At 64.8% G+C, this 22,597-nt stretch carries 19 protein-coding genes and 1 pseudogene; 16 read left to right on the forward strand and 4 right to left on the reverse strand.

Annotation, left to right across the window (positions count from 1 at the left end; genetic code table 11):
- The first annotated feature begins 54 nt into the window (after positions 1-54).
- The 4 genes from LT988_RS22180 (at position 55) to LT988_RS22195 (ending at position 7,252) form a co-directional block, all read left to right on the forward strand.
- On the forward strand, positions 55-2,439 hold the full coding sequence (locus tag LT988_RS22180; protein WP_232407681.1) for a Tex family protein: 2,385 nt from the start codon (positions 55-57) through the stop codon (positions 2,437-2,439).
- A 31-nt stretch (positions 2,440-2,470) separates the two neighbouring features.
- Complete coding sequence (locus LT988_RS22185) at positions 2,471-2,809, forward strand: SET domain-containing protein (RefSeq protein ID WP_232407683.1); 339 nt, start codon at positions 2,471-2,473, stop codon at positions 2,807-2,809.
- 64 nt (positions 2,810-2,873) lie between these two features.
- Complete coding sequence (locus LT988_RS22190; protein WP_232407684.1) at positions 2,874-4,106, forward strand: efflux RND transporter periplasmic adaptor subunit; 1,233 nt, start codon at positions 2,874-2,876, stop codon at positions 4,104-4,106.
- On the forward strand, positions 4,103-7,252 hold the full coding sequence (locus tag LT988_RS22195; RefSeq protein ID WP_232407685.1) for an efflux RND transporter permease subunit: 3,150 nt from the start codon (positions 4,103-4,105) through the stop codon (positions 7,250-7,252). Before LT988_RS22190 ends, LT988_RS22195 begins: the two co-directional genes overlap by 4 nt.
- Before the next feature lie 94 nt (positions 7,253-7,346).
- On the opposite strand, the gene LT988_RS22200 is transcribed toward LT988_RS22195, so the two are convergent.
- Positions 7,347-8,192, reverse strand: a complete 846-nt coding sequence (locus LT988_RS22200) for a PA4780 family RIO1-like protein kinase (protein ID WP_232407686.1) — start codon at positions 8,190-8,192, stop codon at positions 7,347-7,349.
- A 284-nt stretch (positions 8,193-8,476) separates the two neighbouring features.
- Here LT988_RS22200 and LT988_RS22205 point away from each other — a divergent pair, with 284 nt between their 5' ends.
- The gene (locus LT988_RS22205) at positions 8,477-8,737 is read left to right on the forward strand and encodes a hypothetical protein (protein WP_232407687.1); all 261 of its coding nucleotides are present in this window, start codon (positions 8,477-8,479) and stop codon (positions 8,735-8,737) included.
- A gap of 51 nt (positions 8,738-8,788) precedes the next feature.
- A pseudogene (locus tag LT988_RS22210) lies at positions 8,789-9,030 on the forward strand (type II toxin-antitoxin system Phd/YefM family antitoxin).
- Between the two features lie 122 nt (positions 9,031-9,152).
- Here LT988_RS22210 and LT988_RS22215 read toward each other — a convergent pair.
- From LT988_RS22215 to LT988_RS22225, 3 genes are all read right to left on the reverse strand, one after another.
- A complete protein-coding gene (locus LT988_RS22215) occupies positions 9,153-11,618 on the reverse strand; it encodes a heavy metal translocating P-type ATPase (RefSeq protein WP_232407688.1) in 2,466 nt (821 codons plus the stop codon).
- The gene (locus LT988_RS22220) at positions 11,615-12,163 is read right to left on the reverse strand and encodes a hypothetical protein (RefSeq protein ID WP_232407689.1); all 549 of its coding nucleotides are present in this window, start codon (positions 12,161-12,163) and stop codon (positions 11,615-11,617) included. The genes LT988_RS22215 and LT988_RS22220 overlap by 4 nt, the downstream gene beginning before the upstream one ends.
- 311 nt (positions 12,164-12,474) lie before the next feature.
- A complete protein-coding gene (locus LT988_RS22225; RefSeq protein ID WP_232407690.1) occupies positions 12,475-14,364 on the reverse strand; it encodes an LTA synthase family protein in 1,890 nt (629 codons plus the stop codon).
- 319 nt (positions 14,365-14,683) lie between these two features.
- On the opposite strand from LT988_RS22225, the gene LT988_RS22230 reads away from it, so the two are divergent.
- The 10 genes from LT988_RS22230 to LT988_RS22275 all read left to right on the forward strand — a co-directional run bounded on the left by LT988_RS22230 (position 14,684) and on the right by LT988_RS22275 (position 22,546).
- Positions 14,684-15,208 carry a Na+/H+ antiporter subunit E gene (locus LT988_RS22230; RefSeq protein WP_232407691.1) on the forward strand — a complete coding sequence of 175 codons (525 nt, stop codon included), beginning with the start codon at positions 14,684-14,686 and terminating at the stop codon, positions 15,206-15,208.
- Positions 15,205-15,471: a monovalent cation/H+ antiporter complex subunit F gene (locus tag LT988_RS22235; RefSeq protein WP_232407692.1), complete on the forward strand. Its 267-nt coding sequence runs from the start codon at positions 15,205-15,207 to the stop codon at positions 15,469-15,471. Before LT988_RS22230 ends, LT988_RS22235 begins: the two co-directional genes overlap by 4 nt.
- A complete protein-coding gene (gene mnhG, locus LT988_RS22240; RefSeq protein WP_232407693.1) occupies positions 15,468-15,818 on the forward strand; it encodes a monovalent cation/H(+) antiporter subunit G in 351 nt (116 codons plus the stop codon). The genes LT988_RS22235 and mnhG overlap by 4 nt, the downstream gene beginning before the upstream one ends.
- Complete coding sequence (locus LT988_RS22245) at positions 15,818-16,090, forward strand: Na(+)/H(+) antiporter subunit B (protein ID WP_232407694.1); 273 nt, start codon at positions 15,818-15,820, stop codon at positions 16,088-16,090. The genes mnhG and LT988_RS22245 overlap by 1 nt, the downstream gene beginning before the upstream one ends.
- Positions 16,083-16,772 (forward strand): hydrogen gas-evolving membrane-bound hydrogenase subunit E, encoded by a 690-nt coding sequence (gene mbhE / locus LT988_RS22250; protein WP_232407695.1) that lies wholly within the window; start codon positions 16,083-16,085, stop codon positions 16,770-16,772. Before LT988_RS22245 ends, mbhE begins: the two co-directional genes overlap by 8 nt.
- Positions 16,769-17,293, forward strand: a complete 525-nt coding sequence (locus tag LT988_RS22255) for a sodium:proton antiporter (protein WP_232407696.1) — start codon at positions 16,769-16,771, stop codon at positions 17,291-17,293. The genes mbhE and LT988_RS22255 overlap by 4 nt, the downstream gene beginning before the upstream one ends.
- Complete coding sequence (locus tag LT988_RS22260) at positions 17,290-18,846, forward strand: complex I subunit 5 family protein (RefSeq protein ID WP_232407697.1); 1,557 nt, start codon at positions 17,290-17,292, stop codon at positions 18,844-18,846. The genes LT988_RS22255 and LT988_RS22260 overlap by 4 nt, the downstream gene beginning before the upstream one ends.
- The gene (locus tag LT988_RS22265) at positions 18,843-20,711 is read left to right on the forward strand and encodes a proton-conducting transporter transmembrane domain-containing protein (protein ID WP_232407698.1); all 1,869 of its coding nucleotides are present in this window, start codon (positions 18,843-18,845) and stop codon (positions 20,709-20,711) included. Before LT988_RS22260 ends, LT988_RS22265 begins: the two co-directional genes overlap by 4 nt.
- Positions 20,712-20,760: 49 nt before the next feature.
- A complete protein-coding gene (locus tag LT988_RS22270) occupies positions 20,761-21,642 on the forward strand; it encodes a respiratory chain complex I subunit 1 family protein (RefSeq protein ID WP_232407699.1) in 882 nt (293 codons plus the stop codon).
- A gap of 169 nt (positions 21,643-21,811) precedes the next feature.
- Positions 21,812-22,546: an NADH-quinone oxidoreductase subunit B gene (locus tag LT988_RS22275; protein WP_232407700.1), complete on the forward strand. Its 735-nt coding sequence runs from the start codon at positions 21,812-21,814 to the stop codon at positions 22,544-22,546.
- Positions 22,547-22,597: the final 51 nt, after the last annotated feature.

Raw genomic sequence — 22,597 nt, forward strand, 5'->3', positions numbered from 1 at the left:
GTGTATGCTCCCGCAGCCATCCATCCAGATCCGCCGCATCGGAACCCATCGCGCATGACCGACATCACCCGGACCCTCAGTCAGGAGCTTGCCGCTCGACCCGAGCAGGTCGAGGCCGCCATCCGACTGCTCGACGAGGGCGCGACCGTGCCCTTTATCGCGCGCTATCGCAAAGAGGCGACCGGAGGGCTGGACGATATCCAGCTGCGCTTGCTCGAAGAGCGCCTGGTTTATCTGCGCGATTTGAACGAGCGTCGCGCGACCGTGCTCAAGAGCATCGAGGAGCAGGGCAAGCTGACGCCGGAGCTCCAAGCCGAGATCGTCGGCGCCGAGACCAAACAGCGCCTCGAAGACCTCTACCTGCCCTTCAAGCCCAAGCGGCGTACCAAGGCCCAGATCGCGCGCGAGGCGGGGCTCGAGCCCTTGGCCGATGTGCTGCTCGCGGATCCGAGCGAGTCGCCTGAATCAAGCGCGGCGTTGTATGTGGATTCGACCAAGGGGGTCGAGGACATCGCCGCTGCCCTGGAGGGTGCGCGTCAGATCCTGATGGAGCGTTTTGCCGAGGATCCGGAGCTGACCGGGCGTCTGCGCGATCACCTCTGGGAGAAGGGCATTCTGGTCTCCAAGGTCATGGCGGGCAAGGAAGAAGAGGGCAATAAGTTCTCGGATTATTTCGACTATCGCGAGCCCCTCGCGCGCGTCCCGTCGCACCGCGCGCTCGCCTTGTTTCGCGGGCGCAACCAAGGCGTCTTGCACCTGGAGCTGTTGGCCGGGGAGGGCGATGATCCGGATGCCGCCTGTCGCGGTCTGATCGCCTCGCGCTTCGGGGTCCGTCAGGCGGGGCGCCCGGCCGACGAGTGGCTGATCGAGACGGTCCGCAAGACATGGCGGATCAAGCTGCTGACACGGCTCGACCTGGAGCTCAAGGGGCGCATGCTGGAGGCGGCCGAAGAGGAGGCGATCCGCGTCTTCGGGCTCAACCTCAAGGCGCTTCTGTTGGCCGCCCCGGCGGGCCGGCTTCCGACGCTCGGGCTGGATCCCGGATTGCGCACCGGGGTGAAGGTCGCCATCGTCGACGGCACCGGGCGTGTCGCGGCGACTGACACGATCTATCCCCATGTGCCGAAGAACCAATGGGATGCCTCGATCGCGCGTCTCGCCCTGTTGGCGAAGGAGCACGGGGTGAAGCTCGTGAGCATCGGCAACGGGACCGGCTCGCGCGAGACCGACCGGCTGGTGCGCGAGCTGATTCAGAGGCATCCGGAGCTCGGTCTGCGCTCGCTCGTCGTGAGCGAGGCCGGCGCCTCGGTCTATTCGGCCTCCGAATTCGCCTCCAAGGAGCTGCCCGAGCTGGATGTCTCGCTGCGCGGCGCGGTCTCGATCGCACGCCGGCTCCAGGATCCGCTCGCCGAGCTGGTGAAGATCGAGCCCAAGGCGATCGGCGTCGGGCAGTACCAGCACGATGTGAACCAACCCCGACTCGCGCGCGCCCTGGACACCGTGGTCGAGGACTGCGTGAACGCGGTCGGGGTGGATCTGAACACCGCTTCCGTGCCGCTTTTGACGCAGGTCTCCGGGCTCAACCGCACCCTCGCCGAGAATATTGTCCAGTTCCGCGAGACCAACGGGGCCTTTCCCAACCGCAAGCGTCTGATGGCCGTCCCGCGGTTCGGCGAGAAGGCGTTCCAGCAGAGTGCGGGATTCCTGCGGGTCCGCGATGGCGATGAGCCTCTGGACGCCTCGGCGGTTCATCCGGAGGCCTATCCGTTGGTGCGCAACATCCTTGCGGAGACTGGCAAACCCATCACGACCCTGATCGGCGACAGCACGACCTTGCGCCGTCTCGATCCCGCCCGTTTCATCGACGAGCGATTCGGTCTGCCGACCGTCAAGGACATCCTCGCCGAGCTGGAGAAGCCCGGTCGCGATCCGCGTCCCGAGTTCAAGACCGCTCAGCTCAAGGAAGGCGTGGAGACACTCAAGGACCTGAAGCCCGACATGGTCCTAGAGGGCACCGTCACCAACGTGACCAACTTTGGCGCCTTCGTGGATGTCGGGGTCCATCAGGACGGTCTGGTACACATCTCCGCCTTAGCCGATCGCTTCGTGAAGGATCCGCATGCCGTGGTCAAGTCCGGCGACCTCGTGAAGGTGAAGGTGATGGAGGTCGATCTCGTGCGAAAACGGATCGCGCTCAGCATGCGTTTGGGCGATGTCGCGCCCGAGCGCGCGGCCGGCGATGCCTCCGACAGCCGCTCGCCGGGTCGAGGATCTAGTCCGAGGGTCCACACCCCGCCGAGTGGTCGGCCCGCCCGCACAACCGAGACACGCCCGGCGTCGGACCGGCGAGGTGCGACACGCGCCAAGGCGCCTGCGCCCGCGGCGGCCCCGGGCGGCGGAACCATGGCGGATGCCTTCGCCAAGGCCAAACGCCGCTGACTCAGCGCATCGCCACAAGGCGACGGCCGCGATGGGCCGCTCTTCCTCCGCCGACGAGCTTCTGCGCACGCGTGTCTACCGCGGGCCGTCCTCGATTCACGGTCAGGGCTGTTTCGCGAAGATCGCGTTTCGCAGCGGCGACTTCATCGGAACCTACGAGGGCGCCGATGTGGACCGCGACGGCACCTATGTGCTTTGGACCTACGACGCCGACGGGAACGTCCTCACCGCTCGCGAGGGTCGCAACCTTCTGCGCTGGCTGAACCACAGCGACGATCCGAATACGGAATTCGACGGCTTCGATCTTTACGCTCGTCGCGCGATCGCGATCGACGAGGAGATCACCTTCGACTACGGCGGGGGCGGCTGACGAGTTGCTTTGGGCGCGGCGCGCCCCGACACTACCCACCCTAGCAGTCACCCCGCGAGTCACCGTGAAGCGCCTGACCAAGTTCTTGTTGCCCGTTCTGATCCTCGCCATCGGTTTCGGAGTCTTTCAGTACCTCAAGCAGACCCGCCCCGAGCGTCCGCCGGCGGAGATCGTTGAGCGCGTCTGGCGAGTCGAGGCCGAGGCGGTCGAGCCGCGCCGGCTTTCACCAGGGCTTGAACTCTACGGGAGTGTCCAGACGCCGGATCTTCTGCGTGCGGCGGCGTCGGCCCAAGCACGCGTTGCTCAGGTGCTGGTGCGCGAGGGCGATCGTGTGGAGGCAGGACAGCTTCTGGTGGAGCTTGACCCCCGTGACTTCAGCTATCGGCTCGCACAGGCTCGCGCCCAGATCGACGAGCTCGAGGCCCAGGTCGAGAGCGAGCGCACCCGACACGAGACCGATCTCGCCGCGCTCGAACAGGAGCGCAAGCTGCTCGCCATCGCTCAAGACGGCGTCGAGCGCGCATCGCAGCTGACGAAGCAGAGGGTCGGTTCCCAAACCGATTTGGATGTCGCCGAACAGGAGTTGGCCCGCCAAGCGTTGGCCGTGAGCAACCGCGAGATGAGTATCGCGGATTTCGCGTCGCGCCAACGGGCGCTCGAGGCAAAACTGGCGAGCGCTCGGGCGCGTCTCGCCGAGATCGCATTGGAGCTCGAGCGCGCACCGGTGGTCGCGCCCTACGATGCCATCATCGCCAACGTTTCGGTCACGGCGGGTGATCAGGTGCGCAAGGACGATGTCCTGCTGACGCTCTATGCGATCGACAGCCTGGAGGTCCGAGCGCGAATCCCGGCGCCCTTTCAAGCGGAGCTGACCGCCTCTCTGCAGGCCGAGGGACGATTGCCGGCGACGGCTACAGTCGGGGATCGTACCCTTCAACTCTCCCTGGAACGCCTCGCCGGCGAGGCGACGGCGAGCGGAATCGACGGACTCTTCGATGTCGAGGACGAGGCGGGTCTTCTGCGTGCCGGGCAAATGATCGCGTTGCGGCTGGACCGTCCGCCGCAGGAAGGTGCGGTGCCTGCCCCATTCGGTGCCGTCTACGGCGGTGATCGCGTCTACAAACTCGTCGACGGCCGCATGAAGGGCGTGCCCGTGCGCAGTCTCGGGAGCTGGTTCACGGAGGCGGGCGAGGAACGTCTTCTGGTTCAGGCCCCCGATCTCGCTGCCGGAGACCGCCTGATCGTGACCCATATGCCCAACGCGGTGGACGGGCTGCGGGTGGAGATGGTGCAGTGACGAACAGCAGACCCGCCAAGGAGAAGGTGGTCAAGGGGCATCAAAACGACATCGTCGGCCTCTTTGCCCACCACAAGGTCGCGGCCAACCTGCTGATGGCGATCATGATCCTGAGCGGGATCTTCGCGCTGGATCGCCTGAACGTACAGTTTTTCCCGAACTTCGACCTGGACCTGGTCACGGTGCGGGTGGTCTGGACGGGCGCGAGCGCGGAGGATATCGAGGACGGTATCACCAATCCGCTCGAGCAGCGTCTGCGCTCGGTTGATGAGCTACGCAAGATGACCTCCACGTCGACGCAGGGCATTTCGTCGATTACGCTGGAGTTCAACGAAGGGGTGGACCCCTTGTTGGCCCTGGACCAGGTGCGACGCCTCGTCGATGATTTCCGCAACCTCCCGCAGGACGCCGAGAAGCCCGAGGTGGCGCTCGTGACGCGCTATGAGTCCGTCGCCCGTCTGGTCCTGACCGGCCTCGAACGTCCGGACGAGCTCCGACATCTAGCGCGCCGCTTCGAGTCCGAGCTGCTCGAAAACGGTATCGACAAGGTGGAGATTCGCGGGCTGCCGCTCGAAGAGATCAGCATCCAGGTCGACCAGGCGCAGCTCGAGGAGCTCGGCCTCGGTCTGCCGCAGATCGGCGAGCGAGTCGGTGCCTTCAGCCGGGATCTACCGGCCGGGGCGATCGGTCGCGGCGAGGCTACGCGTGAGCTGCGCAGCCTGGACAAGCGTCGTGACGCGCTCGAGTTCGCGCAGATCCCGATCAAGACCGAGGAGACATTGAATCTGCAGCTCGGCGATATCGCCGAGATCGAGCGTGTGCCGCGTGACTCGACACTAAGTCTTTCGATGAACGGAAGTCCTGCGGTCGAGATGATCCTGCAGCGGGCCGAGACGGGCAACTCGCTCGCAGCAGCCAAAGCGCTCGACGAGTGGCTGGCCGAGACACGACCTCTGCTCCCGCCCGGCGTCGAGCTGGTCGTCTACGACGCCTCCTGGGAGCTGATCCGCGACCGCATCATGTTGCTGGTGACCAACGGGGCGGGCGGTCTTATCTTGGTCGTGGCGATCCTCTTCTTGTTCTTGAGCGGTCGGGTCGCCTTCTGGGTCGCCTGGGGTATCCCTGTGTCCTTCATGGCGACCCTCTTCATCCTTTATCTCGCCGGCGGCAGCATCAACATGATGAGCCTCTTCGCGCTGATCATGGCGCTGGGCATCATCGTGGACGATGCCATCGTGGTCGGCGAGGATGCGATGGCCCATCATCAGATGGGCGAGGATCCGCTCCTTGCGGCCGAGGGCGGGGTCCGCCGGATGCTGGCGCCGGTGGTCGCGTCCTCGCTGACCACCATCGCGGCCTTTCTCCCGCTGATGTTGGTTGGCGGGGTCATCGGCAACATCCTGAACGTCATTCCTTTGGTGATCGTCGCCGTCATCCTCGCCTCGCTCCTGGAGAGCATGCTGGTGCTGCCGGGGCATCTGCGCAGCGCCTTCGTGCACTCGCACAAGGTCAAGCCAGACTCGCTGCGTTCACGTTTGGACCGAGGCTTCGAGTACTTTCGCGACCGGCTGTTTCGGCCCCTGGTGACGGTCGCCGTTCACCATCGCTTCGCGACCATCGCCAGCGCAGTGGCGGCTTTGATGATCGCCATCGGTCTCCTGGCCGGAGGGCGCTTGGGTTTCGTGTTCTTCCCGACACCGGAAGGTCAAATCGTTACGGCGAACGCGACCTTTGTCGCCGGCACGCCGCGCGCGCGGGTCGATGCGCTCTTGGAGCACCTCGACGAGACGCTTTGGGAAACCGAACGGGCCTTCGATCAGGGCAAGCTGGTCAATCTGGCGATCGCGTTGCACGGCTCCAAAGGCGACAGTAGCGGCTCCTCCTCGGATCAGCTTGGCGCCTTGCAGGTGGAGCTGGTCGCGCCGGATGCTCGCGAGGTGCGCAACGAGGAGTTCATCCGGGCCTGGCAGGAGCGCATCGAGCTTCCGGCCGGACTCGAGGGCTTTACGATCGCCTCGCGGCGAGCCGGCCCGCCCGGTCGAGACCTGACGGTCCGACTCTTCGGTGCGGATGCGGCAACGTTGAAGGCAGCGGCACTGGACATCTCCGAGGTTCTGAAAGGGATCTCGGGCGTGACGGCGGTCGAGGACGACATGGCCTTCGGGCGCGAGCAGATCATCTACTCGCTCACGCCCGCAGGACAGGCGCTCGGTCTCACGGTCGCGGACTTGGGGACCCAGCTGAGGACCGCCTTCGAGGGACAATTGGTCCAGATTTTTCAGGACGGTGCCGACGAGGTCGAGGTCCGCGTCAAGCTCCCGAAGGCCGAGCGTGAGCGTCTCGGAACGCTGGAGCGCATCAACATCCGTCTTCCCGACGGCACCTCGGTGCCGCTGACGACGGTCGCGCAATGGCGCTCGCAACGCGGCTTCGAGATCCTGCGTCATGCCGAGGGCAAGCTGGCGGTGGAGGTCTCGGCGGACGTCGACTCCGACGTCAACAACGCCGGTGCCATTATCGAAGGGCTGATCGCCTCGACACTGCCCGAACTCGGCGCGAACTACGGGATCAGCTACTCCTTCGAGGGGCGCTCTGCCGATCAACGCGAGACCCTGGGCGACATGCGCAAGGGCTTGGTGCTCGGCCTGATTCTGATCTACATCATCCTGACCTGGGTCTTCTCGTCCTACGGATGGCCGTTGGTCGTCATGGCTGCGATCCCGTTCGGCTTGACCGGTGCGCTTTTCGGGCATTGGCTGATCGGGATCGACGTCACCATTCTCTCGCTGTTCGGGATGTTCGGCCTGTCCGGGATCGTCATCAACGACTCGATCATCCTGGTCAAGTTCTATCAGGAGCAGCTCGACCAAGGGGTCGCCAGCCGCGATGCCCTCATCGAGGCCGCCTGCCAGCGTCTGCGGGCCGTGCTGTTGACCTCGCTGACCACGATCGCCGGCCTGACGCCGCTCTTATTCGAGAAATCCGTTCAGGCCCAGTTCCTGATCCCGATGGCGACCTCGATTGCATTCGGGCTTGGCTTTGCGACCGTGCTGGTCCTGCTCGTCATTCCGGCATTGCTCTCGATCCACGATAGCGTGCATGGACGGCTTGGCCGGTTGTTCAGGGCGAACCCGGCACCGGCGTGACCTTTCTCGGGTGGCGCATGCGACACCGCCCCGGCGGTGTCGCGACTCTCCCGGCGCTATGCGCCGATCCAGGTCGATCCGTACGAATCGCGGGTCATGCCTCCTCGCGCCCTTGGCGACGCCTGATCGCATTCTCGCGCGCATCGTTGATTTCCCGCATGATGCTTTCGATGTCGGCTTCCTTGTTGGCGCCCTTGAAGTGCCCGGTCAACGTGATCTCGGGCGTCAAGGCACCGGTTTCGTAGATGTACCAGATCTCCTTCGCGTAGCTCGTCGAGAGCAGCTCCGGGGCGAATTGACCGAAGTAGGACGCCAGGTTCCCGACATCGCGCTCCAGCATTCGCGCGGCATTGTTGTTGGCCGCCGCGTCGACCGCTTGCGGGAGATCGATGATCACGGGACCATCCTGATCGACCAGGATGTTGAATTCCGAGAGATCGCCGTGCACGATGCCGCTGCAGAGCATGCGCACCACATCCTTGAGAAGGATCCCGTGGTACCGAAGCGCGTCCTCGCCCGTCAGGTCCAGATCATTGAGCCGCGGCGCCGCATTGCCCTCGTCGTCGGTGACCAGCTCCATCAACAAGACGCCCTCGACATAGAGGTGAGGCTTTGGAACACGCACACCCGCAGCGGCCAAGCGGTAAAGTGCATCGACCTCGGTATTCTGCCAAACGTCCTCCTGCTGTTGGCGTCCGTATCGCGAGCCTTTCGCCATCGCCCGCGCCTGCCGGCTGTTTCGCACCTTACGGCCTTCGCTGTATAAGACCTGCTTGTGAAAACCCCGCTGATTTGCTTCCTTGTAGACCTTGGCGCAGCGCACCGCGCCATCGGCATGCACCACATAGACGGCGGCCTCCTTGCCGCTCTTGAGCGGACGGATCACCTCGTCGATGAGACCGTCGCGGACCAAGGGTTCGAGACGCTTTGGAATCTTCATAGACATCCTGGTGTGAAATGGCAAAGTCCGGGCGAAATCGGCGCCGCCCAAGAGCAGTTTCTCGACGCCCGAATGACCGCCGATGGCGTTCGAGCGATACTCGTTGAGTTGATGACCGGGAATTGCGACGGACGCTCGACCCGACGGCGCGGGAGGAGGGCTCGATCGGAAGGGCCAAGGCCAAGATTAACACGTTGGCCCGGGCTGACTGTGCCGGCGTCTCTCCACGACAGGTTACGCATTCGAAGCGCAAGAGTATCGTGAAACCGGACTCCCGAACCGCCATGCGACACCTTATCGACGAGGTGCGCGCAGCGATCCCGTTCGACGCGGATGATGCGCGCGTCTGCAGCGGTGATTGCGCCGGTTGCTCGCAGAAGCTGTTGGACTATCTGGAGGGAGAGCTGGATGCCTGGCAGCAGCGGCTCGCCGAGGGCGACCGGCCAAGCCTTGGAGACCTATCGCGTCTAGCCAAGACCGCTCGCAAGATCCATCGTGTATTGGTGCGAAACGGCATCCTGTCCGAGGTGGCCGAGCCGATTTGACATGAGTACGACATCACTCCGTTTTGTTGGTCAGCCCATTGGAGGAATGTGGTGACAGCGATGACGGCACGCGAAGCGCGTGCCAATCTCTATCGATTGATCGACGAGGTCGCATCTTCGCATCGGCCGCTGCGGATCTCCGGGAAGCGAAACAATGCGGTCTTGATCTCCGAAGAGGACTGGGAGGCGATTCAGGAGACGCCGTTTCTGGTGTCTGTCGCCGGGAGCTCGAATCCATCCGTGAAGACATGGCAACCCCTGTTCACGGGTGCAGCGAGGGTCCAGGCTGGTGAATTGGCGGATGGTTTAGACCAAACAGGCCCAAAAAATGCGCAGACGCCCGCTGTTTTGCCCTGGTCAGGCGACTGTGCAGTACGTCCGCCGAGCTCTCCCGGGAGATCACAACAGGACACAATCACTTGGCGGCAAGCTGGCGGGAGTCCCGCGCGGCTTGACCGAATCGCCGCAGCCGCAGGCTGTTGGTGACGACGAAGAGGCTCGACACGCTCATGGCGGCGGCGGCAAGCATGGGGTTGAGGAGCCATCCGGTGAGCGGGAAGAAGACGCCGGCGGCGAGCGGGATGAGCGCGACGTTGTAGGCGTAAGCCCAGAAGAAGTTGATGCGGATAGTGCGAAGTGTCTTGCGCGCCAGCGCGATCGCGGCGGCCGTGCCGCGCAGGTCGCCCTGCATCAGGATGACCTCGCCGGCTTCGACCGCGATATCCGTACCCGTGCCGATCGCGATGCCGACATCCGCCTGCGCAAGGGCCGGGGCGTCGTTGATGCCGTCCCCGACGAAGGCGACGCGACGCCCCTCGGCTTGCAGACGCTTGACCTCGGCGGCCTTGTCCGCCGGAAGCACCTCGGCGAGGACGCGCGTGATGCCGACTTGGCGAGCGATTGCCTCGGCGGTCCGGCGCCCGTCGCCGGTCAGCATCCCGACCTCGAGCCCGAGCGCACGCAGTTGGGCGATTGCCTCTTGGCTGCCGGCCTTGATGGGATCCGCGACCGCAAGGACCGCGATCAGGCGTCCATCCGCCGCGACATAGATCGGGGTCTGGCCTTCCGCGCCGAGGCGCTCGGCGACCTCGCTCGCGGCGTCCAAAGACACCTCCATCCGCTCCATCCAGCGCCGCGCACCGACCGCGATCCGTTGCTGGCCGACTTGGCCCTGAATGCCGAACCCGGGCTCGGCTTCGATCTGCGTGACCTCAGGCAGGGTCAATTCCCGTGCCTTGGCGTTCCCAACGACGGCAGCGGCGATCGGATGCTCGCTGTGATGCTCGACGGCCGCCGTCATCGCCAGTGCCGTGTCCTTCTCCATACCGTAGGCGTGGAGCGCGACGAGTGCCGGACGGCCCTCGGTCAAGGTCCCGGTCTTGTCCAGGACGAGGGTGTCTACGCGGGCCAGCGTCTCGAGCGCGGCACCGTTGCGCACGAGGATCCCCAAGGCCGCGCCGCGTCCGGTCGCGACCATGATGGCGGTCGGCGTCGCGAGCCCCATCGCGCAGGGGCAGGCGATCAGCAGCACGCTGACCGCGGCGACGAAGGCATAGCTTAAGGCCGGTTCCGGACCCAGCCAGAGCCAGACCGCGAAGGTGACGAGCGCGACGACCATGACCAGGGGCACGAAGACGGCCGCGATCCGGTCGGCGACGCGCTGGATCGGCGGTTTGCCGGACTGGGCATCCTCGACAAGCCGGATGATCTGCGCCAGCACCGTCTCGGCACCGACGCGGGTCGCGCGGTAGCGGAAGGATCCGGTTTGATTGAGTGTGCCGCCGATGACCGCGTCTCCGGGATCCTTGCGCACCGGTACCGGCTCGCCGCTGATCATGGATTCGTCGACCCGACTGCCGCCCTCGGTCAGGGTGCCGTCGACCGGGATGCGCTCGCCCGGGCGCACCTGGATGACGTCACCCGGAACGACCGCGTCGGCGGGGACCTCGATCTCGCCGTCCGGGCCGATGATGCGCGCGGTCTTCGGCTGGAGGGTCACCAGACGTCGAATGGCCTGCGAGGTTCGTCCCTTGGCGACCGCTTCGAGATAACGCCCGAGCAGGATCAGGGTCACGATGACCGCGGCGGCCTCGAAATAGAGATGGACCGTCCCGGCGGGAAGCATCCCCGGAAGGGTCAGCGCCAGCAGCGAGTAGAGATAGGCCGCGCCGCTGCCGAGCATGACCAGGCTGTCCATGCCGGGGCTGCGATGCCGAAGCTCGGTCAGACCGCGCACGAGGAAGCGCCGCCCGGACCAGAAGAGCACCGGGGTGGCCAGTACCAGCTCCAGCCAGGCCCAGAGGCCCTTCGGTGCCAGCTTGGCCATGAGCGCATCGAGTCCCGGCAGGAGCATCGGCCCCATGCTGATGAGCAGCAACGGAAAGGTCAGGGACGCGGCGACGCGCAGATCGCGTGCGAGTCGGTCGAGCTCGTGCGCCTTGCGCATCTCGTCCGACTCCGACCGTTGCTCGGGCGTAGCGGGCTCGTACCCGGCCGCGCGGATCGCTTGGGCGATACGCTCCGGACTTACCGAGGCCGGGAGATAGCCGACGGTCGCCGATTCAGTGCCGAGGTTGACGGTCGCCTCGATCACGCCGGGCACCGCTTGAATGGCCCGTTCCACGCGTGCGACACAGGACGCGCAGGTCATGCCGCCGACGCCGAAGGTGATCGATTCGACCCGGGGCTCGTAACCCGCGCCGCGCACCGCATCGAGCAGGGCCGGCACGGTCGCCTGATCGTAGCGTACAACTGCGGTCCCGGCCGCCAGGTTGACCGTCGCCGATGCCACGCCCGGAGCACGGGCGATGGCGCGCTCCACCCTCGCCACGCAGGAGGCGCAACTCATGCCGGCGACACCGATGCGGACCTCTTGGGTCATGGGTCGACCTGGCTCCAGACGCCCGGCAGGGCCAACGGATCGTCGACGAGGTCGCCGAGAGCGCCGTCGATCACGGGCGCCAAGAGCCCGTAGCCCACCCGCCAGCGGACGGTGCCCACCTGCACCGACGCGGTCTTTGTATTCAGCTTCACAACCTGTCCGAACCGCTCCTGTCCGTCGCGGTCCTTGAAGGCGACCCGGTCGCCCACGCTCAGACGATTGCGATCGACCGCTTGGCGTTTCTGTGCGGAGATCGTCACGTCTTCGCCGTCGAGATCGATCTGATAGAAGGGAATGCTCCACCGCTTTGCGTCGCCGAGATTCTCGATCTCCGCACGGCTCCGGTTGATCCGCAACATCTTGGCCTCCAGCAGCCTATTCTCGACGTGGTCGAACCAACGCACCGTCTGGCCGACACGCAGTGCTTGCTTGACGGCACGGACGCGCTTCGGGTCGTCGAGCTGGTTGCTGATGGCTGCATTCAAACGATAGAGCTCGAACAGGCTGGCTCGGCCCAGCGCATCCATAACCTCTGTATAGTTCAAGTCGACGTCTCCGATATCTGCAAGGATGCGCGCCAGCCTGCGGCACCAGGACGATGTGCGGGATCGGCGCGGATGATTCTAACGAGATTTGGACATACGCGAGCGCGAGGGTTTCCCAGGCCATCGGTTGACCTCGATGGCTTCGGTTTGGGTCATGTCGTCGATCGATCGGGCGGCTTAAGCCCCGCATCCACGCGGTAGGGCGTTTTCCGCGAAAGTATCGCGCAAGACGTCGATGCGCATTTCCGGAAATCCCCCCACGTTTTCCCGCCCTCGCGATCGGTCGAATCACTCGCCCGGTATCGGACGCCTCAGAGCTTGGGCTTGAGCTTATCTGAAGGCGGCAGGCTGGCGGCTGCCCGGAATCCCGGTGTGGGCTCAAGACGGCGCAGTGCATGTTGGGCGCCGCCGAAGATGTCGCGCGCGAGGATGCGGATGGCCGCGAGCCAGGAGGTGGATGCCTCGCAGGCAGAGGGTTGGTTCTCGGAGTCGCGACAGATGGTCGCCGTTTCACCGTCGCTGATGAGGTGCAAGCCGGGAAGCGGCCGGACTGCCGGCGACCCGGGCTCGGGTGCGGTCAGAGCCATCATCGAGGGGCGCGTATCGCTCAAGAGTCTTAGGAGCAGTCCGGGGAGTTGGTAGAAGGGAAGGTCGCCGGTCTTCACGACGCCGCGTTGTCCGTCGATCAGGATCAGGGGCGTGGCGACCAGGGTGCGGAACATCGCGTCGTTGAACTCGGCTCGGTTGGGCGCCAAAAGGCCCGATTCTCTGAAGCCGCCGAACTGGTTGCCGAGTGCCGGGAGATGGTCGCCGAAGAGGACGATCAAACCGTCGGGATCGCGCTGCCGAAGCTCGCCCAGGAAGTCCATCAGCTCGCGTGACTTGTAGTACATCGTATTGGCGTAAGCCTCGACCGTCGCGTGCCCCTCGGCTGCCCTGATGACGTTTGGGCGTTGCGCATTGAGCGGGTACGGCAGATGTCCGAAATAGGTCAGGACATAGTTGAAGACGGGCGTGGGTCCCTGCAGCTGAGGTCCGAGGCGATCGAGTACCTGGCGATAGAGCGATGCATCGCTCAGGAAGCCCTTGTTCATGTCGTCGAGCTCGAAATCGCCGTCGGACCAATAGGTCTCGAATCCGATACGGCGATAGGCGTTGACCCGATTCCAGAAGGACGCCGCGTTGGGGTGGGATGCGAATGACCGGTAGCCGGCGCTCGCCAGATGGCGCGGCAGACAGGGTGCGTCGTTGCGCAGTCCGCCCTCGAAGAAGACGTTGTCGCGCTCAACCGGGAAGCCGCAGAGGATCTCGAACTCGGTATTGGCAGTGTAGCCGCCGAAGACAGGCGAGAGGGCATGGGCGTGTCCCGAGGCGGCCCAGAGCTCGCGGAAGGCGGGATCGATCGGATCCGCGGAGAGCCCGGATGCGTCGAGCAGCATCGGATCCCAGAAGGATTCGAGCACGATCATATGCAGGTTCCGCGAGGGGAGAGCGGTCCCCGCCACCTTCACCAGGTCCTTCGGTGCGGTAGCGCCGAGCCGCGCGAGCGCGTCTTGCACCTCGCCGGGCGTCGGAGGGGGCTCGCGCCGGGCGCGGCTGCGCACGCCCTCCTGCAGGAGTTGCAGCGGAAGACCTCGTGCCTCGAAGTTGCCTCTTTGGTTCCAAACCGAGTTGCCGAACTGCTTGTCCAGAGCATGGCTTGCAGGCTCGGGGAAGGCAAGGAGCAGAGCGACGGCAAGCGCGACGACGCCGAGGTTGATCCAGGACCAAGGCCGACGCCAGGCGATCGTCCACCAGAGCAGGATCGTCGGGACGGCGACCATGAGGACAGCCCCCGCGAGCGGCCATCCCTCGAGCAGCAGCAACATGTTCTTGGCCGCGACGAAGTCGTCCGGCATCAAGGGGCCACCCAGGATCGACATCTTGAGCGCGTTGCCGAGCGTCAGCGCCGTGAACAGGGCAGCCGTTGCCAGTGCAAAGCGCACGAGGTTGCTCGACATGCCGTAGAGCAGCGTGCCGATCATCAGGTGCGCGATCAGGTCGGCCCGGAAAGCCTCGGGGCCGGGCTTGACCTCGAACAGGAGATCCATGGCCGCCTGGGCAGCCAGATACCAGGCCGAGACGAAAAGCATCGCGCCGATCCAGCCGAGGACAAGGCGGAATCCGCGTAGAAGAGTGTTCTGAAGACGGAGGTGATTCATCGATACTCGGCTCATGCCAACGACCCCTCTCCCCGGCGGGTCGACGGAGCATCGAGGACGAAAATGAAAACGTCAGTGAGTAGTCACCAAAGTGTAATACGCGCCCTTGTCCCTGGCCAGCTCATGGCCTTTCGAAATTTTTTGTGTGGGCTTTCAGGAGACTATCGGGAGTCTATCGGTGTCGGTGGGGGTAGGCGCGGCCGAGCGATTCAGCGTAGACTCCGGCGTGCGATGCTTTTCGATCCGTCTGCTCGGGGCCGATCGCAATCCCCGGCTGCGTGCTTCCACACCATCAGCCCAGTCGTCTTGAGGCTTACGAATGGATGACACCCCCGTCGATCCTCGGCCGTCGATCGGTCACTACCTCTTCTCGGTTCTCGTGCTCGCCCTGCTTTGGCTTTTGCTGGCAGGCAGCCTGGCGACGGCAGAGCTGATCGCGGCACTGGCTGTCGGCATCCTCGTGACCTCCATCGCCGGACCGCGCCTGGCCGTCTTGAGCGGGGTTCGGCTTTCGCCTTTGGCGCCTTGGCACCTTCTGCGCTATCTGCTGACCTTCCTCGTTGCGCTGGTGGCGGCCAATGTGGACATGGCGCGCCGCGTACTGTCGCCGTCGTTGCCGCTGCGTCCCGCTTTAATCGAGGTCCGGACCGCACTGCGCTCTTCGCTCGGGCGGATGTTGTTGGCCAACAGCATCACGCTGACGCCAGGCACGCTCGCCGTCGATATCCGCGGGGACCGGATCTTGGTCCACTGGGTGGATTGCCCGCCCGGAACCGATCTCGACCGGGCGACCGCCGCCATCTCGGATGCCTTCGAGCGCCATATCCGCGGGTTCCTCAAATGACGCTCAATACCTTGGAGATCTTAGCCGCCGTAATGCTCGGAGCGGCGCTCCTGATTGCGTTGCTGCGCCTCGTCACGGGGCCGTCGGCACCGGATCGCGTGGTCGCGGCGGATACCTTGACGGTGATCACGACCATCGCGATCGTCGGCTTGGCGCTCCTGTTCGCAAATCCTCTCTATCTGGACGTGGCCCTCGTCTTCGGTGTCTTGGCCTTCGTCGGTGTGGTCGCGATCGCCCGGGCGATCGAGGGAGGGCGCTCGTGAGGCTGCTCGCCGATGTCTTTCTGTTGATCGGGGCCGCCTTCGCCTGTCTCGGCGCCTTGGGCTTGGTGCGGATGCCAGATGTCTACACGCGGATCCAGGCCGGCACCAAGGCGGTGACCCTGGGGGCTCTCGCCTTCCTGATCGGTGCCGCGTTGCTCTTCCCGCAGTGGTGGGCCAAGTTGCTCTGCATTCTCGGGTTTATTCTCTTTACGAGTCCTGTGTCGTCCTCGACGATCGCGCGTGCAATCCATCTGTCGGGGATCACGCCGTGGCGGGCGCCCACGCCCGAGGCGTCCGGGCAGGCCCCGATGTCGCCACAGGCCGCCAAGCCCGCGGAGGGTCGCTGATGACAACCTGGGTCGCCTTGGTGGTGGTCGTGCTGATGTTGGTCTCGGCGCTTGCCGTCTTGCTCTTGCGAAGCTTCGTCGCGGCCGTGGCGGCGACGGCGGTCGTCGGGTTGGGTTTGACGGTGCTTTTCGTGCTGATGCGGGCCCCGGATGTCGCCATGACCGAAGCGGCGGTCGGGGCGGGGCTGAGCGGGGTCATCCTTGCGCTTGCGCTGCGTCGCCTGGGCCTCTGGCGAGTCGAGGATAACGGCCAAGGGGGCGGGGATGCGTAACCTGGCCTCGCTTCTCTTCGCCGGCGGTTTAGCCTTTCTGCTCCTGACGCTTCTGTCTCAGCTCGCCTTCGGGACGCCGCCGATGCGGGTCGGTGCGGAGATCCTGGCGGTGGCGCCCGGCGAGGTCGGTGCCGCGAACCTAGTGACCGCGATACTGTTGGGCTACCGCGGGTTCGATACGCTCGGCGAGCTGGCGATCCTCTTTGCTGCGGCTACGGCTGCGGGGGTCGTGCTCGGGCGCCGCCGTGACGACGCGCGTCGCGATCCGCCCGGTGGAGAAGTCTTGCGCACCGGCGCCGATCTGCTGTTCCCCTTGTTGGTCGTCGTCGGATTCTATGTGATTGCCCACGGGCATCTCACGCCGGGCGGCGGTTTTCAGGGCGGTGTCATCCTGGCTGCGGCCTTCTTCGTCGCTCTCCTCGCGCAACCGGCGCGCCATCTCAGTCATGGCCTGATCCTTTGGATCGAAGGTCTGGCCGGGGCCGCCTTCATCCTCATCGGGATCTGGGCCTTGGTCGCGGACGGTGACTTTCTTGCGCCCTTGCTCGGTCCAGGGCGGATGGGCGACCTGGTGTCCGCCGGGACCCTGCCGCTGCTGTCTCTGGCCATCGGGCTGAAGGTCGGCGCGGAGCTGGCCGGGATCATGGCACACATCGCCGACGCGGAGGCGCCCGACACATGATGTCCCTGACCTTGGAGGGCGTGGTCTTGATCGGCGCGCTCGGGCTGATCGTGATCGGCGCTCTGGGCATGGCCATCTCGAATCACCTCTTTCGGATGCTGTTGGCACTGGTTATTGCCGAGTCCGGCGCGAATCTGCTGATCGTGCTTTCGGGTTACCGGGTCGGCGCGAGCGCGCCCATCCTTGGCTTCAGTGATCCGACGACGCCCATGGTCGACCCCATTCCGCAGGTCTTGGTACTGACCGCGATCGTCATCGGCGTCGGCGTGCAGGCGTTGGCGGTCGCTCTTCTGCTCAAGGTGTATCGTGTCTACGGCACGCTGAACGTGCGCGAGCTGCGCGACCGCATGGACGCCGATGTCGCGACCGCCGCCGGCGTCGAGGCCGATGCGAGTCAGGATGCGCCCGCGGGCGAGCGTCCCTTGCCGCCGGTTCCGGCGCGTGCCTCGGGAGGGGCGGGGGGATTCGGAAGACGCGGTCCGGTCACTTTCCCGCCCCACTCCGACGAGCGGCGCCCATGATCCCGGATATCGCACTCCCGAATCTCTTTGTCGCGCAGCCCGGGCAACTGGTCCTGCCGGTAGTCCTGCCGCTCTTGGCCGCCTTTCTGATGCAGCCGCTGGCGCGCGTGTCTACCGCTCTGGCGCGTGGACTGGGCCCGTTGGTCCTCATCCTCTCCGCTTGGATCACGGCGCAGCTTTGGATCCAGCTCGGTGATGCGCCCTTTACGCTGGCGATCGGCGGCTTCGCCCCGCCGCTCGGGATCCTCTTTTATGCCGACGGGATCGCATTGCTCTTCGCGCTCGCCGTGCCTGTCTTTGCGCTCCTGTTTTGGCCTGGATCGGGATCAGGGGGAGACGCGGTCGCCGGATCGGGCCCTGATTCCAATCAGGCCGACCGCGATCAGGCCGCGCGTCGCGATGCACTGGTGCTCCTGCTGGTGGCGGCGACCACCGGACTTGCCCTGTCCGGCGATCTCTTCAACCTCTATGTCTTCTACGAGCTTGCCGCCGTGGCCTCCTTCGGTCTGGTGGCGCTGTCCGGCACCGGCCGTGCGCAGGTCGCGACCTTCCGTTACCTGATGATCAGTGCCTTCGGGTCTGTGCTTGCACTCGTCGGCATTGCGATTCTCTACATGCAGACGGGCACCTTGAACCTCGGCCAAATCGCGCAGCTGGCGCCCGAGACCCTGAACAATCCGATCGGTTCGGCGGCCTTCGCGCTCATGCTGATCGGCTTCGGCGTCAAGGCGGAGCTCTTTCCGGTCAACACGTGGGTGCCTGAGGTCTACGCCGGCGCGCCGGCGCGCGTGTCCGCCTTGCTGGCCGGCTTGGTGTCGAAGCTCGCGGTGCTGGTGATCGTTCGTCTGCTGGTGTTGATCTTCCCGCAGCCCGAGGCCGCTCAGATGCTGCTCGTGCTGGGTGTGCTCGGGGTCCTGACCGGCGAGTTTGCCGCTTGGCGCGCCAAGGACTTCCCGCGGATGCTGGCCTTCTCATCGATCGGCCAGCTCGGCATCGTCTTTGTTGCCTTCTCGATCGGCGGCGAGATCGGACTCTTGGCCGGGCTTGCCGTCGCGCTGCACCACCTGATCGTCAAATCCGCCTTGTTCGGGCTGGCGGTGCGCTGGAATGGCTCGTTGGAGGCACTTTCCGGTGCCGCGCGCACCTCGCCGCTGGGGGCGGCCCTGTTTGTCTTGTTTGCCCTGTCGCTGGTCGGGGTTCCGCCGCTGCCTGGGTTCTGGGCCAAGCTGACGGTCCTGATCGGTCTGGCCGAGCGAGGAACGCCGCTCGACATGACCGCGCTGATGGTGATCCTGCTGGTGACCGCAGTGGAAGCGAGCTATCTCTTCCGGGTCGCGATCCGGCTCTATCAAGACAATCCGGATCCGGTCGCCCCGCATGCCCGCCGGGATCTCGGGGTGGCCGCGCTGCTCGGAGCCGTTCTGGTCGCCGCGACCCTGGGTCTTCGGCCGGTTGCCGATGTCCTCGGTGCGGGCGCTGCGCAACTCGGCGACCGTGCGGGCTATATCGAGACCGTTTTCCCGTCTCACGTCGCCGGAAAGGATCGACCATGACGTCACTCGATCACCTCTTGCTGGTCTCGGCGCTGACACTCGCTCTGATGCTGCTGTTCGGACGGACGCGGATCGCCGGACGGCTTGCGGTCGCCCTCTACGGTGTCCAATTCCTGCTGCTCATGCAGACCGGGGCACTCCTCGGCGAGCCGGTCGCCTCCTCGCTGACGGTCTCGGTCCTGGATCTTCCGATGCATTGGCGCTACGACGCGCTCTCGTGGTTCTTCGCCATGATCACCATCGGGGCAGGATTCTTTTGTGCCTGGTATGCCGCCGGGGTGTGGCAGGAGCGCTATCGCGAACAGGGACACAGTCCGCGACTCTTCCATGTCGCGCTCGCGGCGAATGTCTTGACCATGTTGATCCTTCTGGGCAGCGGAGACCTTCTCTCGCTCTTTATTGGCTGGGAGTTGGTGAGCTGGGCGAGCTTTCTGCTGATGGCCGTCGGCGGCGGTCCGGCCGGACGGGCTGCCTTGCGCTATCTGGTCTACGCCTTCTCCGGAGGGATGGCGATCCTGGCCGGTCTGATGCTGATCTATACCCAGACCGGCTCTTTGGAGTACACGCGCGTTCTGACCCTATTCGGCGAGCTGTCCGACGCCCGGGTTTGGACACTGCTTCTGCTGATCGGCGGCGGCTTTGCGGTCAAGATGGGGCTGTTGCCTTTTCATCTCTGGCAGGCCGCAGCCTATGCCGAGACGCCCGGTCCGGGATCGAGCTTTCTCGGGGCCATCTCGGCGCGCATGGGTCTCTATGCCCTCATCCTGCTCCTCGTCGCCATGGTCGGCATCGGGCGATTGACGGCGATGGAAGTCCCTTTCACCTTTCTGAGCGCGCGCGACCTGATCGCCTGGATCGCCGCTCTGACGGTGATCATTCCGACCTATATCGCACTGCAGCAGCACGACGCCCGTTATCTACTGGCCTGGCACGGCATCGGACAGGGCGGCTACATGCTGCTGGGTCTGATGGTCGGCAATGCCGTCGGCTCCGCGGGCGGCCTGTTTCATGTCTTCACCTACGGCATCACCCAGGCGGCCTTGCTGATGGCGGTCTTCGCGGTGGTTTACCGCACGGGCACAGCGGACCTCAATAAGCTGGGCGGCCTCGTCGCACGCATGCCGCTGACCTTTCTGGTGCTCTTGTTCGGCATCATCAGCCTGGCCGGGCTGCCGCCGATGGCCGGCTTCGTCTCCAAGTGGATGGTCTATCGCTCGCTCGTCGCGGAGGGCATGCCGCTCCTGTTCGTCGCCGCCGTGGTCGGAACGCTCGGCACCATCCTGTCGGTCTATAAGCTCATCCACAACATCTTCCTCGGCCAACTGCGCATCGAGCATGAGCAGGTGCGCGAGGCGCCGCTGAGCATGCTACTGCCGATGCTGGGTCTCTCGACTCTGATCTTTCTGGTCGGGCTGATGCCCGGACCCGCGCTAAGCTGGGTCGCGGCGGTTCAGACCTCGCTCGGGCTGCCGCCGGTGCCCTATACCTTGGGCGGGATCGAAGATCCGCGCGGCGGTCTCGACATGCTCTGGCTGGTCGGCATCCTCATGGCCGGCTTCGGTGTCGGTGCGTTGATCTTCTTTGGACTCGGCGGCAAGTCCAAGCGGGTCCATCAGCTTGACAACTATGCCGGTGGCCACTTCCTGACCGCGGATGTGCGCTACCAATACAGCGACAACTTCTATGCCGGACTTATGCACTTGATCGGTCCCTGGTATCGGGGAGCGTTCCTCTGGCTGGAGAAGGCGTTGACGGCAACGGTGGCCTTCATCTCGGCGGTCACGAACGGGCTTTATCGCTACGCACAGCCGGCGCTTTTCGTGTTGGCGACTGCGGTCGCACTGCTCGCCTTGACGACCGCATGACCGCCGCTTTGAACCGGGTTTCTCGAAGGTGGTAAAGGTGATCGGATTGATGATCGAGCTGATTCTCATGCCCTTGGCGGCCTTCGTCATCGGGCTTGCCATGGTGCTGATGATGCGTAGGATCGGCGCGCGTTTGCAGCGGCGCGTCGGGCCGCCGCTGCTTCAGCCACTGTGGGACATCATCAAACTGCACGGCAAGGAGACCCAGACCTCGCACGGCCTGATCCACGAGTTCGGCATCGTGATGGCGATCGGCGGATTCGTGGCCGCGGTGACGCTCATGCCCTTGCCGGGCATGAACGGCCTGGCGGAGCAGGGCGGTTTGATCGCGCTCGTCTATATGATGATGATCCCGTCGCTCGGCCTCGCGCTCGGAGTCGGCCAATGCGCCAACCCGAACGGGTCCATCGGCATCTCGCGCGCATTGACCGCGATGCTGGCTTACGACATCCCGATGGTGATCGTCATCTTCGGGGTCGCCTTCTTCTACGGCTCGACGAGTCTCGTACAGATTATCGACGCTCAGCAGGCCGGCGGCTTCGCGACTTGGGGCATCGCCGAGATGCCGCTGCTCGCCCTGGCCGGACTCTTCGCGATGCAGGCCATGCTGGGCAAGCAGCCCTTCGAGATCTATGTGGCCCCGGCCGAGATCGCGACCGGGCCGATGGTCGAAATGGGCGGCAAGTTCCTCGGCGGTCTCTTCATCATGCAGTGCTTCCAACTCTACGCGGCGGGCGCGCTCTATACCCTTCTGTTCCTTGGGGGAGGGGAGAATTGGCTGACATTCCTGATCAAAGTCTTTGCCGTGGTCGCCATCCCGATGAGCATCGCTTTTCTCTTCCCGCGGTATCGGACCGAGGATGTGGTGCGGCTGGTTTGGAAATGGCCGGCAATGATCGGCTTACTGGGCATTGCCTTTCTGATGTATTAAACCGCGTCCGATGCGACATGCACCGTTTTTCAGTGGGTTGATTGTCGATTGCATCGATGCGCATTGGCTCTCACGCGGTTTGAGATGATGAAGACAGGCTTTGTATGCTTGGCGTGTCGTTGGGCGACGATCGTTCGACCGAGACTCGATTGCCGATGGGGTATCCGTTATGACTGAGCTGATCAAGACACCGCGCGCGGGCGAGACCCTGCCGGTCACGGCCGGGAAGCGAACGAATCCGCTTGCGAATGTCTTCGACGAGTTGGTGCGCTTCGCGCAGTCTCGCTCGCTCTTCATGCTGCACTATTGCACCGGCTGCGGTGCAATCGAGCTGCCCCCGGCCATGACCTCGCGGTTCGACATGGAGCGGCTCGGAATTCAGCCGATGGTCTCGCCGCGACAAGCGGACATCCTGCTCGTGACCGGCTATGTCTCGGTCAAGACGCTCAAGCGCGTCATTCTGACCTACGAGCAGATGGGCTCGCCGAAGTATGTGATCGGCATCTGCTCCTGCACGGTCAATGGCGGCATGTATTGGCAAAGTTATGCGACGGCGAAGAAGCTCAACGACTATATGCCGGTGGATATCTACATCGCGGGCTGTATGCCGCGTCCCGAGGCCGTGATCGCCGGGCTTCGCGAGTTGATGGAGAACATTCGGCAAGGCAAGGCCGACTCCTGGAAAGACTACTACAGGCACTACGATCACTACCTCGGTCACCAGCAGCGGTTGTTCGGCGAGACCTGGCAGACCCCCACCGACGTGATCTCGGAGGCCAGACATTACGGTCTTTTTGGTCCCGATACGCTGGGTACGCATACCGCGCTCTTGGAGCAACACCAGAAGCCGCTGGAAGCGCTTGAGATGAAGGTGGATATTCCGGAGTTGACGGCGCGGCGCTGACGCCTACCGCGATCCCGGTTTGACATTGCGGCGTTGATGGTCGGATTCGCT

The organism is Thiocapsa bogorovii (genome assembly GCF_021228795.1).
GTDB classification, from domain to species: domain Bacteria; phylum Pseudomonadota; class Gammaproteobacteria; order Chromatiales; family Chromatiaceae; genus Thiocapsa; species Thiocapsa bogorovii.

Excerpts from the sequence above, each read along its gene's own strand:
- LT988_RS22265 (WP_232407698.1), top strand. The coding sequence starts at position 18,843 with ATGACGTCACTCGATCACCTCTTGCTGGTCTCGGCGCTGACACTCGCT.
- LT988_RS22245 (WP_232407694.1), top strand. The coding sequence starts at position 15,818 with ATGACAACCTGGGTCGCCTTGGTGGTGGTCGTGCTGATGTTGGTCTCG.
- LT988_RS22225 (WP_232407690.1), bottom strand. The coding sequence starts at position 14,364 with ATGAATCACCTCCGTCTTCAGAACACTCTTCTACGCGGATTCCGCCTT.
- LT988_RS22185 (WP_232407683.1), top strand. The coding sequence starts at position 2,471 with ATGGGCCGCTCTTCCTCCGCCGACGAGCTTCTGCGCACGCGTGTCTAC.
- mbhE (WP_232407695.1), top strand. The coding sequence starts at position 16,083 with ATGCGTAACCTGGCCTCGCTTCTCTTCGCCGGCGGTTTAGCCTTTCTG.
- LT988_RS22260 (WP_232407697.1), top strand. The coding sequence starts at position 17,290 with ATGATCCCGGATATCGCACTCCCGAATCTCTTTGTCGCGCAGCCCGGG.
- LT988_RS22235 (WP_232407692.1), top strand. The coding sequence starts at position 15,205 with ATGACGCTCAATACCTTGGAGATCTTAGCCGCCGTAATGCTCGGAGCG.
- LT988_RS22180 (WP_232407681.1), top strand. The coding sequence starts at position 55 with ATGACCGACATCACCCGGACCCTCAGTCAGGAGCTTGCCGCTCGACCC.
- LT988_RS22215 (WP_232407688.1), bottom strand. The coding sequence starts at position 11,618 with ATGACCCAAGAGGTCCGCATCGGTGTCGCCGGCATGAGTTGCGCCTCC.
- LT988_RS22275 (WP_232407700.1), top strand. The coding sequence starts at position 21,812 with ATGACTGAGCTGATCAAGACACCGCGCGCGGGCGAGACCCTGCCGGTC.
- LT988_RS22270 (WP_232407699.1), top strand. The coding sequence starts at position 20,761 with ATGATCGAGCTGATTCTCATGCCCTTGGCGGCCTTCGTCATCGGGCTT.
- LT988_RS22230 (WP_232407691.1), top strand. The coding sequence starts at position 14,684 with ATGGATGACACCCCCGTCGATCCTCGGCCGTCGATCGGTCACTACCTC.
- LT988_RS22200 (WP_232407686.1), bottom strand. The coding sequence starts at position 8,192 with ATGAAGATTCCAAAGCGTCTCGAACCCTTGGTCCGCGACGGTCTCATC.
- LT988_RS22255 (WP_232407696.1), top strand. The coding sequence starts at position 16,769 with ATGATGTCCCTGACCTTGGAGGGCGTGGTCTTGATCGGCGCGCTCGGG.
- LT988_RS22205 (WP_232407687.1), top strand. The coding sequence starts at position 8,477 with ATGCGACACCTTATCGACGAGGTGCGCGCAGCGATCCCGTTCGACGCG.